The 12,561-nt window shown below is 53.5% G+C and carries 12 protein-coding genes; 10 read left to right on the top strand and 2 right to left on the bottom strand.

Annotated features, from left to right (window positions below; all coding sequences use genetic code 11):
• Positions 1-26 precede the first annotated feature (26 nt).
• Positions 27-1,799, top strand: coding sequence for a single-stranded-DNA-specific exonuclease RecJ (gene recJ, locus HMPREF1508_RS05940; RefSeq protein ID WP_044960305.1), 1,773 nt, complete (start codon positions 27-29; stop codon positions 1,797-1,799).
• Between the two features lie 140 nt (positions 1,800-1,939).
• Positions 1,940-2,905, top strand: coding sequence for an alpha/beta fold hydrolase (locus HMPREF1508_RS05945; protein WP_044960307.1), 966 nt, complete (start codon positions 1,940-1,942; stop codon positions 2,903-2,905).
• Positions 2,906-2,942: 37 nt separating this feature from the next.
• Here HMPREF1508_RS05945 and HMPREF1508_RS05950 read toward each other — a convergent pair whose 3' ends face one another.
• The gene (locus HMPREF1508_RS05950) at positions 2,943-4,133 is read right to left on the bottom strand and encodes a DUF6709 family protein (RefSeq protein WP_242834512.1); all 1,191 of its coding nucleotides are present in this window, start codon (positions 4,131-4,133) and stop codon (positions 2,943-2,945) included.
• Between the two features lie 151 nt (positions 4,134-4,284).
• On the opposite strand from HMPREF1508_RS05950, the gene HMPREF1508_RS05955 reads away from it, so the two are divergent.
• The 6 genes from HMPREF1508_RS05955 to HMPREF1508_RS10380 all read left to right on the top strand — a co-directional run bounded on the left by HMPREF1508_RS05955 (position 4,285) and on the right by HMPREF1508_RS10380 (position 9,937).
• Entirely contained in the window at positions 4,285-5,214 is a 930-nt protein-coding gene (locus HMPREF1508_RS05955) for a class I SAM-dependent DNA methyltransferase (protein WP_044960309.1), read from the top strand.
• On the top strand, positions 5,211-6,095 hold the full coding sequence (gene hslO / locus HMPREF1508_RS05960; protein ID WP_044960311.1) for an Hsp33 family molecular chaperone HslO: 885 nt from the start codon (positions 5,211-5,213) through the stop codon (positions 6,093-6,095). The genes HMPREF1508_RS05955 and hslO overlap by 4 nt, the downstream gene beginning before the upstream one ends.
• A gap of 148 nt (positions 6,096-6,243) precedes the next feature.
• A complete protein-coding gene (locus tag HMPREF1508_RS05965; RefSeq protein WP_044960313.1) occupies positions 6,244-7,905 on the top strand; it encodes a L,D-transpeptidase family protein in 1,662 nt (553 codons plus the stop codon).
• Between the two features lie 117 nt (positions 7,906-8,022).
• A complete protein-coding gene (gene hisC / locus HMPREF1508_RS05970) occupies positions 8,023-9,084 on the top strand; it encodes a histidinol-phosphate transaminase (protein ID WP_044960315.1) in 1,062 nt (353 codons plus the stop codon).
• Positions 9,085-9,248: 164 nt separating this feature from the next.
• On the top strand, positions 9,249-9,749 hold the full coding sequence (locus HMPREF1508_RS05975) for a COG2426 family protein (RefSeq protein WP_044960316.1): 501 nt from the start codon (positions 9,249-9,251) through the stop codon (positions 9,747-9,749).
• A gap of 11 nt (positions 9,750-9,760) precedes the next feature.
• On the top strand, positions 9,761-9,937 hold the full coding sequence (locus HMPREF1508_RS10380) for a DUF6472 family protein (protein ID WP_006906383.1): 177 nt from the start codon (positions 9,761-9,763) through the stop codon (positions 9,935-9,937).
• 56 nt (positions 9,938-9,993) lie between these two features.
• On the opposite strand, the gene HMPREF1508_RS05980 is transcribed toward HMPREF1508_RS10380, so the two are convergent.
• Positions 9,994-10,671 carry a Crp/Fnr family transcriptional regulator gene (locus tag HMPREF1508_RS05980; protein WP_006906382.1) on the bottom strand — a complete coding sequence of 226 codons (678 nt, stop codon included), beginning with the start codon at positions 10,669-10,671 and terminating at the stop codon, positions 9,994-9,996.
• A 147-nt stretch (positions 10,672-10,818) separates the two neighbouring features.
• Here HMPREF1508_RS05980 and HMPREF1508_RS05985 point away from each other — a divergent pair, with 147 nt between their 5' ends.
• Entirely contained in the window at positions 10,819-11,022 is a 204-nt protein-coding gene (locus HMPREF1508_RS05985) for a DUF1858 domain-containing protein (RefSeq protein WP_006906380.1), read from the top strand.
• Positions 11,023-11,234: 212 nt separating this feature from the next.
• The gene (gene eno / locus HMPREF1508_RS05990; protein ID WP_044960319.1) at positions 11,235-12,533 is read left to right on the top strand and encodes a phosphopyruvate hydratase; all 1,299 of its coding nucleotides are present in this window, start codon (positions 11,235-11,237) and stop codon (positions 12,531-12,533) included.
• The last annotated feature ends 28 nt before the right edge of the window (positions 12,534-12,561 follow it).

Here is a 12,561-nt window from a genome sequence, read left to right on the forward strand (position 1 = left end):
AATAAATTAGCACAAGGGAAAGACAGATGAGCAAATGGCTTTTGACCAATAAAAAGGCAGATTTTAAGGCTCTGGCCAGGGCCAACGGAATTGACCAGGTGACGGCCCGGGTTATGGTCAACCGGGGCGTCGCGGAAGAAGATTTTGACGCCTATTTGCATCCCTCCCTGGATCAGATCCGAAATCCCCATGATCTCAAGGATGTGGACAGGGCAGCTGACCTGCTGTCTGAAGCCATCGATGCGGGAAAGAAGATCCGCATTATCGGTGACTACGATATCGACGGAATCCAGTCGACTTATATCCTCCACCAGGCGCTTCTGACCTGCCAGGCCGATGTGGATTATGTCCTGCCCAAGCGGATCGAGGACGGCTACGGGCTCAATTTACATCTGGTGGAAGATGCCCACGAATCCGGCGCTTCTCTGATCATTACCTGTGACAATGGCATTGCGGCAAAGGAGGCAATTGCTCGTGCCAAAGACCTGGGGATGATGGTGATTGTCACGGATCACCATGAGGTTCCCTTTGCCATGGTCGATGGGAAAAGACTTGACAGGCTGCCCCCGGCGGACGCGATTGTCAATCCTAAGCAGGCGGATTGCCCCTATCCCTTCAAGGAAATCTGCGGGGCGGTCGTGGCCTGGAAGCTGGTCTTTGTCCTCTATGAGAAGCGGGGCGTCTCTGTGACTCTCGCCATGGATTTTCTGGAAAACGCGGCCTTTGCGACAGTCGGCGATGTCATGCCCCTGGTGGATGAAAACCGGACTATCGTCTCCCTGGGATTAGAGCGCCTGCGAAAGACCTCCAATCCGGGGATGGCCGCCCTGATGCGCGTCAGAGAGATTGATCCCGACCACCTGTCCGCCTATCATATCGGCTTCATCCTGGGGCCCTGTCTCAATGCCGCCGGGCGGTTGGAAACGGCAGAAAAGAGTACACGGCTCTTAGAGGAGAAAGAGCCAGAAAAGGCTTGGGTTTTGGCAGAGGACCTGGCAGCCTTGAACGAGACTCGCAAGGCCATGACAGCCAGGGGCCTGGAGGATGCCTTTGCCCAGATCAAAGAAGGGGGCTACGCAAAAGACCCGGTTCTGGTCATTTACCTGCCCAAGCTGCATGAGAGCATCGCGGGGCTTGTGGCCGGCAAGGTGAAGGAGAGTCTCTGGCGTCCCTGCTTCGTCCTGACGGACGCCAGCGCAGAGGGTCTGGTCAAGGGGAGCGGCCGGTCCATTCCCCCCTACTCCATGTTCGAAGAGATGAGCCGATGTAAGGATTTGATGGTCCAATTCGGCGGGCATCCCATGGCGGCCGGTCTCAGTCTGCGGCGGGACAAGATCGATTCCCTGCGCAGAGCGCTCAACGCGAATTGCACACTGACAGAGGATGACCTGCTGCCGAAGATCCACATTGATGTCCCTATGCCCCTGCATTACATCACGATTCCGTTAGTAGAGGAGTTAAAGCGGCTGGAGCCCTTCGGAAACGGGAATCCAAAGCCCCTCTTTGCGGTTCGAAATGTTTTGGTTCGCTCTCTTCGAACCATGGGGAGGGAGGGACAATTCCTGAAATTTTCTCTGCGAGAAGGGTCATCAGAAGTGGAAGGAGTCTATTTCGGCGACGCGAGGGCATTTGCGACAGCGGTGGAAGAGGCCTATGGACAGGGCTCCTGGGAGGAATTCTGCCATGGAATTCGAAGGGACCTTGCGGTTCGCATGGTCTATGAGCCACAGATCAATTTCTACCGCGGCAGAAAGAGTCTGCAGCTTGTGATCCGGGAAATCGAGCCGGAAAGCGACTGACGGACTCCGGTACAGCCAGTCTTCCCTGTGAAGGGTCAGCTGGAAAGAAGGGGCTGTTAGAGATAATATTAGAGATGCTATGGAAGCTGTTAGAATTTAAGGAAGCAGATCTAAGATCTGCAATCGAAGGGGAGGAAAAGATGAGAGAAAGCTATACATTTGAATCCAAAGACAGACACTCTGAAATTCACGCAGTGCGCTGGGTTCCCGACTCAGGGAAGGTCAGAGGAGTCCTGCAGATTGTTCACGGAATGCAGGAGTATATCGAGCGATACGAGCCCTTTGCCCTCTGGTTAAATGAGCGGGGAATCGCCGTCTTCGGCCACGATCATATCGGCCATGGGGAGTCTGTGAGAGGGCCTGAGGAATGGGGGATCATGTCGCCCGAGCACCCGGCCGATATCATGGTTGAGGATATCTTCCGAAACTATCAGTTGGGGAAGGAGAAATGGCCCGGTTCGCCTTTCTTTCTTCTGGGACATTCCATGGGGAGCTATTTGGTCCGCATGTTTCTGGGGAAGAAAGCAGGGGATTTGGATGGATTGGATGGGGCAATTGTCATGGGAACCGGTTCTCTGCCGGATTCCTCTCTGCGCTTTGGCCTGGCTGTTCTCAAGCTGATCGCCGCCTTTAGGGGCTGGAACTATCGCAGCTCGTTGGTTCAAAAGCTTAGCTTCTCGGGGCCTTATCAGCGCTATGACTTAAGCGGAAGGGATACCGGAAATTCCTGGCTGACCAAGGACCAGGAGATTGTGAAAAAGTACTACGCCGATCCCAAGTGCACCTATCTCTTCAGTCTGGGCGCTTATCGGGGGCTTATGGAGGCCTGCTATTATGACAATCGGCCGGAGCATCTCGCAAAGATACGCAGGGATCTGCCCCTCCTTTTGGTCTCCGGAGCCGAGGACCCGGTGGGCGATTTAGGCAAGGGAGTTGAGCGTGTCAGAGGGCAATACGCGGCGGCCGGCTTTTGTGATCTGCGGATGAAGCTCTATGAGAATGACCGGCATGAGATCTTAAATGAGACAGATCGTGAGCAGGTCTATGAGGACCTGTGGGATTGGATGCAAGAGCACGGGAGCAAGATAAACTCACAGGAACAGTAAGGCGCTGCATCTTCATCTTGCCGGTCGATGACTTCAGTCAGCTCTGCTCATCTTCTTTGGATATCTTTTCCCGCTTCTTGATCGCTTCTATCTTCTGACGATGACCGGGGCGGCTGCGCAGGAAGGGGATGAGATCGCTCAGAGGAAGCTTGCGCAGATACCACTGCATGCGCAGGCGATTGCGCTCCGTGAAGCCGACCAGGATGTCATGGTTGGCCTCAGACAGGTAATCGATCACTCCGTCAATATCAGACTTGGCATTCTTGGGGCAGTGAATTGCCTGCCGATGGGTTGTCATGATATAGAGGGTGTATGAGATGCTGAAGTGGTGCCAGAGAATCCGGTGTAGGGTAGAGTACTTATAGACCCATTTGATCTCTGAGATAGGGACAATGGCGACGCCGTAGACAGATGTTTCGATAAAGAAATGCTCTGTGATAAAAATATCCTCGGTGGCCAGCTGGGGCATGGTCGCGAGTTCTTCTTCCGCCTGGTCCAGCAGCTTCCATGGATCGCCGTAGGCTCCCAGCCGACGCACGGGGGCGGACAGCTTGGGAAAGAAGATGTACAGGAGGTCTAAAAGGAGACTGATGCCGGCGTAAATGCCTGTCAGCCAGATAAAAATCAGCAGGAGCCGGTGCAGGATACCGCGGGCATCGGCCTCAGAGACCATATAGGGGGAGAGGGCGCCAGCCAGACCGGCGTGCTCTCCCAAATCTTCCGTCAGATGAACCTTGATCCGGTCAAGGGAGGCGGGGTTTTTGATAATTTTGGCGAAGACTTCGACCTGATCAATCTGGGGCAGGCCCTGGGAGGATGTATCCGGCCGGAGAAGGACAATATAGCTCTTCTGATCCATGACCGTATAGTAGTAGTATCCGGTTGTCAGGCCGAACATCTGACGGGTATAGCCGGTGAAGTAGAGATTGGACAGGGTGAGATGCACGTAGTGAGTTTGATTTTGGTAGAGCTCCGCCAGATCAAAGGATCCTTCCACCTGCATGGGATAGAGCATAGAGCGGGCCGGAGACAGCGCGAAAAGCCCCAGCAGAATCAGCAGATAAATAGCGGGGGAAAGCACGCGTCGTCTGTAGAAGCCCGCGATGGAGCGGGAAATATAGTGATGAAAGCGCTCGGAGACATTGGTGCCGCCCTCGGTGTCGGTCATAGGCGCGTGGACATTGGGCTTTCTGAGCCAGCGGAAAGGGCTCCGGAACCTGTATTTCATGAAAATTACCTGTTTTGTTGAAAAATCGGGGACAAGAAGGGGCTCTATTCCCTGAAAATACATCCCCGGGATGGACAGTCAAACGCGCATTCAGTATAACACAGATCAATGCTAAGATATTTGACGAGACCCGAAAAAGAGGAGAAGACGCATGGCCTGTTATGAGAGCTTTGCAGAAATATATGACCGCTTTATGGATGACGTACCCTATGATCGGTGGAGAGATCATCTGCTGTCTATTTTTAAGGAGTATGGGATTCGATCCGGTCTTGTCGCTGAACTCGGCTGCGGCACCGGCAATATGACCGAGCGAATGGCGGCCAGCGGCTATGACATGACCGGGATTGACCGGTCGACGGACATGCTGCAGATTGCCCAGGAGAAGCAGATACGCCGCCTTTTATCCAGGGAATCGGCAGCCGACTCGGAAGAGAAGACGGACTCCGCGCAGATCCTCTACCTGTGTCAGGATATGCGGTCCTTTGAGCTCTATGGTACGATGGCGGGGATTTACGCTGTCTGCGACGCTATGAATTATCTGTTGACGGAGGAGGATCTGCTGACGGTTTTGTGCCTGGTCAACAACTACCTGGACCCGGGAGGGGTTTTCATATTTGATCTTGTCTCGGAAGCGGCCTATCGAAAGATGGGAGAGAGAACGATTGCCGATTGCAGGGATATCGGGGCCTTCATCTGGCAAAATGAATTCGACGAGACCCGTCGGATCAATCACTATGATCTGGAGATGTTCATCCGCGAGGACGCGGGGGAACTGGCAGTGGAGTCGTCGGTGGAATCGTCATCAGGCAAAGAGCAGGGCACTGAGGAGAAAAGAGACGCCACAGGAGAGGGGAGAGAAGAGAGGGCATACTTTCGCCGTCATGAGGAGCATGTGACCAGGACCTATCCGGTTGACAGGGTCATTTGCCTGATAAAGGAGTCCGGTCTGGCCTTTGAGAAGGTTCTGGACGCGGAGACCATGGGGGAGATTTCAGACCGGACCCAGCGCTATTACTTTGTGGCCAGGGAGATTGCCAAGGCCGGATCAAAAGACACTGCATCGTTCAGGAGATGGAAATGAAAGATTACATTGTCAGGGGAACGGCGGCCGGGGATCAGATCCGGGCCTTTGCCATTCGCTCGAGGGAATTGGTTCAGACGGCGCATGAGAGACATAAAACAAGTCCGATCGCAAGCGCGGCTCTGGGCAGAAGCCTGTCCGCGGCTCTCATGATGGGGGCCATGATGAAGGGAGAGGACGATGAGCTGACTCTGCAATTCCTTGCTGACGGCCCTCTGGGAAATATCACCGTGACAGCGGATTCCAGGGGACACGCCAAGGGCTTTGTCGGCAACACAGATGTCTATCTGCCGGCCAGGACCGACGGCCACCTGGATGTGGGAAGCGCGGTAGGAGGGGGAATCCTTCGCGTCATCAAGGACCTGGGACTCAAGGAGCCTTATGTCGGAACGGTCGACATCCAGACCGGAGAAATCGCTGAGGACCTGACCTATTATTTCGCGGCATCTGAGCAGGTTCCCTCCGCGGCAGGCCTGGGCGTTCTGGTGGGAAGGGATGAGAATATCCTCGCGGCGGGGGGCTTTATTCTACAGCTCATGCCCAATACGGAGGATGCGGTGATTGATCTTCTGGAGCAAAATCTGTCACGCATTCCGGACGTCACAGAGATGCTTGCTTCGGGCAGACGGCCGGAGGATATGCTGGATCAGGCTCTGGCTGGCCTTGAACCTGAGATGATGGGGACGCTGCCCGCCGCATTTCGCTGTGACTGCTGCAGAGACAAGGTAGAGCGGACTCTGATTTCCCTGTCCAACAGGGAGCTGCGGGAGATGATCGATGAGGGAAAGACGATTGAGGTCAAATGCCAGTTCTGTGGCCGGGCCTATCATTTTACAAGTGAGGAGCTGAGAGAAATCAGAGACAGCGCGAGGGCGGATTGACAGATGCAGCGCGAGGGCGGATTGAATGATGAAGCGTGCAGGCAGATTGACAGATGCAGTCTGAGGGCGAATTGACTGAGCCGGAGATAGATATCAGGGATTGTGCTATAATGAGTCCGATTTTGTTTAAAAAGACAGGGAGCAGAGTATGGAGGAAGAACAGAAGAAGAAGCGGGGTCCTAAGAAGCTTTTGATCGCCGCTTCCTGTGTGGGCCTTCTGGCAGCCGCTTATCTGGGAGTCGGAATCTTCTTTAGAAGTCATTTTGTTCCCAACAGCAGGGTTAATGGGATCGATTCTTTCGGCAAGACGGCGCAGCAGATGGCAGATCTTCTTGCAGACAGAGAGAAGGCCTATCACATGGTCATTAAGACTGCTGACGGGGCCACCGAACAGGTGATCACGCCGGATATGGTCGATCTGTCCAGCAACCTTCAGCCAGGTGATATGAGCCGTTTACTGGCAAACCAGCAGGCCTTTCTCTGGCCAAGGTATCTTCTCGGGGATAAGCTGGAACAAAAGACAAGCGGTTGGAAGCTCAATCGAGATAAGTTAAATGCCCTGGTTGACGCTCTTCCGGAGGTCAGCCGGACAGACCTGGTGCAGACGAAGAATGCCGACCTGGTCTATGATCAGCAGCAGAAATCTTACCTTGTTCAGGAGGAAGTATACGGCAATAACATTGACACCGATCGGTTCAAGGATGCCCTGGCGGACGCGATTGTCAATTTACAGGAGGAAATCTCTCTGGCTGACTATGCGGTACAGCCGACGCTCAAAGCGGATGACAGCAGACTGAAAGAGCTCATCGGGAAAATGAATCAGATCGCCCAGATGAAGATCACTCTGAAGATCGGAGGAGACCAGGAGACGGTTCCGCAGGAGAAAATCATCTCGTGGATCGGGATCGATGAGAATGCCAATATGGTCGTGCATGATGAGGCGATCAGGGCATATGTCGGGGAACTGGCAGGTAAATACGATACGGTTGGCAAGAACCGCAGCTTTCGTTCTTCCTATGGGGCGGTCGTCAATATTTCCTCCGGGGACTATGGGAGGAAGGTGGACCAGGAAGCTGAGTTCAATGCCCTCAAGGGAAACCTGACAGACGGCAGGGACCTGACCCGCGATCTGAACTTCTCTCAGAAGGCGGCAGGCGGTGCCGGCGATGATATCGGGTCCAGCTATGTTGAGGTTAATCTGACTGCCCAGCACCTTTTTGTCTACAAGGATGGCAGGAAGGTAGTGGATACGGCGGTGACAACAGGCAAGCCTGTCAACCATCATCAGACCAATGTGGGGATCTTTCGGGTTAAGAGCCATGAGGCCAACCGAACGCTTCGCGGGAGAAATGACGACGGTTCCTCCTATGCCAGTCCGGTGAAGTACTGGATGCCGTTTGATGGTGGTATCGGACTCCATGACGCTCCCTGGAAGTCCAATTATGGGGGCAAGAATTATCTGACCAACGGATCCCACGGCTGCGTCAATCTCCCCCCATCTGTCGCTGGAAGCGTATTCGCCAATGTCTCTGTCGGCATGCCGGTTATCGTCTATAATTTGCCCGGGACAGAGACTTCCTGCACTGACAGCGCAGTTCAGGCGGTAATCAACAAGATCAGCAAGGCCGGTTCCGGACCAGCGGCAGCCAAGGCGGCGACAGATGCCTATCAGGCCCTGTCCGCGGCGCAAAAAAAGGATGTATATAACCTGTCTGCCTTGAAAGAGGCGCAGAACAAGTACGCGGCCGCCCTGGCAGACGCGGCTAAGGTCGAAGAGCACGAACAGGCGGTCAATACGGATCACGAATAAGAGCCGGGGGCTGTTCCCGCACTCCTGGCTGGGAGCCGATGCGACTGATGTAAAAGAGTCAGCGGATCGTACTGTTCCCGCGCTCCTGGCTGGGAGAGTTCTCAAGGGAGGGCATATATGTACGGGTGGAAGGATAATATTCGCAGGGTCAGGCCTTATATTCCGGGAGAACAGCCCGAATTAAAGGATATGATCAAGCTGAACACCAATGAGAATCCCTATCCGCCGGCCCCGGCGGTCGAGCGGATTCTGCGCGGCTATGACGCGGAGGAATTGAACCGGTATCCGGATCCCTCGGCCACACTGCTGGTGGATGCTATTGCCAGAAGATATGACCTGAGAAGAGAAGAAGTTTTTGTCGGCGTGGGCTCTGACGATGTTCTGGCTATGTCCTTCATGACTTTTTTCCATTCGAATCGCCCTCTTCTCTTCCCGGATATCAGCTATTCTTTCTATGATGTCTGGGCAGAGACATTTGATATTCCCTATCGTAAAATCCCCCTGGATGATCACTTCGAGATTCATTCTGAGGACTACGAGGGAGAGAATGGGGGCATTATCATTCCAAACCCCAATGCTCCCACCGGCATTGACGCGGGCCAGGAGAAACTAGAGCAGATCATCAGGGCAAATCCGAACGCGGTTGTCATTATTGACGAGGCCTATGTGGATTTTGGCGCGGTCAGCCTCCTGCCTCTGATTGATCGCTACGACAACCTGCTCGTGGTGCAGACCTTCTCCAAGTCCCGGGCTCTGGCGGGAAGCCGTATCGGCTTTGCCATGGGCAATCCCGAGTTGATTTGCGCGCTCTGGGATGTCAGAAATTCCTTCAACTCCTATACCATGGACCGAATCACGCAGGAGCTGGGAGCCGCTTCGATAGAGGATGAGGACTACTTTCAGGCGCAGCTGGCCAGGGTCGTTGCCAGCCGGGAATGGACAAAAAAGGAGCTTCGGAGGCTGGGATTTTACTTTCCTGACTCCAGGACAAACTTTATTTTCGCCAGACATGGACGGCTGCCGGCCATAGAGATATTTCACGCGTTAAAGGAGGCCGGGATCCTGGTCAGGCACTTTGCGCTGCCAAAAATTGATAACTACCTGCGCATCAGCATTGGAACGGATCAGCAGATGCAGGACATGATCCGCTTCCTGGATCACTATCTGGCGGATCACTGAATTCGGATTGCTGATCTTGGATTGCTGTCTGGCGGATTACTGGTCTTAATCGCTGCCTGACGAATCACTGATTCTGAATCGGTATCTGCGGATTAATGATCAGGATCTTCGGATGCGCGCTTAGAGAACATTCGGTCTTTTAGATGAGAGAAGAGGAAAATTTTATGGAGGCGCTTGTCAGCTGGTTTACATTGACACTGGGACAGCACATATCAAAAGAGGCGGTTGTCTTTATCATATCGATGGTTCCCCTTCTGGAGCTGCGCGGGGGACTGCTGGCCTCAAGTCTCTTAAAGATTCCCCTCCTGACAGCGATTCCGATCTGTATTATCGGGAATATCATTCCGATTCCCTTTATCCTGCTCTTTATTCGAAGGATTTTCCTATGGATGAAGAAATTCAAGGGGATGGGACGGCTGGTCGAGAAGCTGGAGGCCAGGGCCATGAAAAAGTCCGGCCAGGTTTCCAGCGCGGAGTTCTGGGGGCTTGCCCTCTTTGTCGGAATTCCTCTGCCGGGCACCGGCGCCTGGACCGGATCATTGATTGCGGCGCTTCTGGAGATGGATATCAAGAAGGCTGTCATTGCGGAACTGGTTGGGGTCGCCATTGCGACAGTCATCATGTCAGCTGTCAGCTATGGCCTCCTGGGCCTGTTTCTGCACTGAGCGGAGGCAAAATGGACCTGTGTGAACTCTGCAATAATTATCTCTGGGACGATGAAGAGGAGTGCTATATCTGTGATCTGAACCTGGATGAGGATGATATGGTGCGCTTTTTACAGGGGAACACAAGATCTTGTCCCTACTATCAGAGCAATGACGAGTACGAGATCGTGCGGCATCAGGCCTTTTGATGGGGAATGGCGTCAATGACTGCCAAATGGCATCGTCAGCCGCCAGTTGAGGGGGCTCAGATTTCTCTGAGGATTTCAAAATGGTTCCGCTGGCTTCGGATCAGTCCCTCCCTGGTCAGTTTGCTGATTTCATTGGAGAGGGCGGAGCGATCGACAAAGAGATAGTCCGCCAGCTGCTGGCGGTTATAGGGGATGTCGAAAGTGTTGTTGTGCTGGCGCATGCTCTCAGAGGATAAGTAGGCCATGAGCTTATCGCGAATGGTTCTCTTAGAGATGCAGTCGATTTTCTGATTCAGCTGAAGGGTCCTCCGGGCAATCGAGGTCATGACATTCTGGATAATGCGGCTGTGGTAGCTGCAGGATTCCCCGCAGAGACTTGTGAAGGCGGAGAGATCGAAGAACATGATTTCGCAGTGAGAGGTGGCGATGACGGTGACATCGGTCGGAATCTGGGACAGAGCCGCATAGACTTCGGCGAACATGGAGCCGGAGGAGAGGGCGGACATGACGGCGACATTGCCCCAGAAATCTTCCTTCTCAATGAGAGCGGTTCCGCTCAGGAGCAGACCAAAGCTATGGATTTGTTCCCCTGCCCGGAGAATGGTTTCGTTCTTCTCATAGGAGCGTTTCTGCGGATTCATGCAGGACATCATATGGTGAATCTCATTTTCGGATACGCCCAGAAAGAGATTCGATTTTTTGAGTACAGGAAGATATTCTTCATATTTGACCATGATCTTGTCTCCTATGTTATTGTTTGTTTTCTAAACTATATACCTATAACTACTACAAAAACGTTGTGATTACAACAGAAAGCAATCTGAAATAGACTATGCTTATAGGCGTAGGACAAGCGCAGACCGGAAGGAGGTGACGAGGCAATGTGGGACAAGGATACGCTTCTGGGAGATATTCTGGCGGACAGCCCGGATATGAGTGAGGTGTTGCTGGGACTGGGAATGCACTGTACATCCTGTTCCGTTTCCCGTATGGAGACCCTGGAGGAGGCCTGTAAGGTGCATAATCTTCCGGTTGATCCCGTTGTGAACTTCCTCAACGAAGAGGCTGAGAAGCTGGGTATTTGACGCGGGAGATTCATGGTAAGGAAGAGTCTGATTTACAGGGCTTTTTGGGATCGAAACCCTGCGGCATGAGCAGATTCGATTTCAGGAGCAGAACCCTGGTAAGAGGAACAAGAGCAGAACCCGGCAAGAGGGACGAATTCGGTTTACGGAGGCGGTTGTCTGTGATAGAATCGCAGTTGTAAGTAAAGACTAACGGCATGGAGGAAAATGCAATGAACGAGTATCTTCAGATTGAGAAGGTTGTGGGTCGTGAGATTCTGGACTCCAGAGGGAATCCGACCGTCGAGGCAGAGGTGACTCTTGTAGACGGAACCGTTGGCCGCGGCACGGCTCCCTCCGGCGCTTCCACCGGCGAGTTCGAGGCGCTTGAACTTCGTGACGGCGATAAGAACCGCTATCTGGGCAAGGGAGTGACCAAGGCAGTTGAGAATATCAATACCTGCATCAATGATGTCCTGCAGGGGTTGGACGCGTCGGATATTTACGCGGTAGACCGCGCTATGATTGAGGCGGATGGGACAAAGGATAAGAGCAAGCTGGGAGCCAATGCCATCCTGGCTGTCTCGATTGCGTCCGCCAAGGCGGCCGCCCAGTCTCTTGAGATTCCCCTCTACCGTTTCCTGGGCGGGATCTACGGAAATCGTCTTCCTGTTCCCATGATGAATATCATCAACGGCGGCGCTCACGCAGCCAATACCATTGACGCGCAGGAATTCATGATCATGCCTGTCGGAGCTCCCACCTTTAAAGAGGCGCTGCGCTGGTGCGCCGAGGTATTTCATGCTCTGGCCAGTGAGTTAAAGGGCAAGGGACTCGCTACCTCCGTCGGAGATGAGGGCGGTTTTGCCCCCGACCTCAAGTCTGACGAGGAGGCCATTGAAGCGATCCTGGAGGCCGTTAAGATCGCTGGATATGAGCCCGGCAGGGATTTCATGATTGCCATGGACGCCGCTTCTTCTGAGTGGAAGGGATCCAAAAAGGGAGAGTACATCCTTCCCAAGGCTGGAACCAAGTTTACGTCTGATGAGCTGATTGAGCACTGGGCCAAGCTGGTTGAAAAATATCCCATTATTTCCATTGAGGACGGTCTCGATGAGGAAGACTGGGAGGGCTGGCAGCGCATGACAGCTCGTCTTGGCGACAAGGTGCAGCTGGTAGGCGATGATCTCTTTGTCACCAATACAGAGCGCCTGAAGAAGGGTATTGATATGGGCGTCGCCAATGCGATCCTGATCAAGCTTAACCAGATCGGCTCTATCTCAGAGACCCTTGAGGCGATCAAGATGGCCCATGAGGCAGGTTACGCCGCAATTACCTCCCACAGGTCCGGTGAGACTGAGGATACGACAATCGCCGACCTGGCTGTTGCCATGAATACCTGCCAGATCAAGACGGGCGCTCCCAGCCGTTCCGAGCGTGTCGCCAAGTACAACCAGCTTCTTCGGATTGAAGAGGATCTTGGAGATTCCGCGATCTATCCCAAGATGGGGGCGTTTAAGGTTAAGAGATAAGCCGTGTCTTTAACAATTGATTCTTTGA

This window comes from Shuttleworthella sp. MSX8B (assembly GCF_000524295.1).
Lineage (GTDB): Bacteria > Bacillota > Clostridia > Lachnospirales > Lachnospiraceae > Shuttleworthia > Shuttleworthia satelles.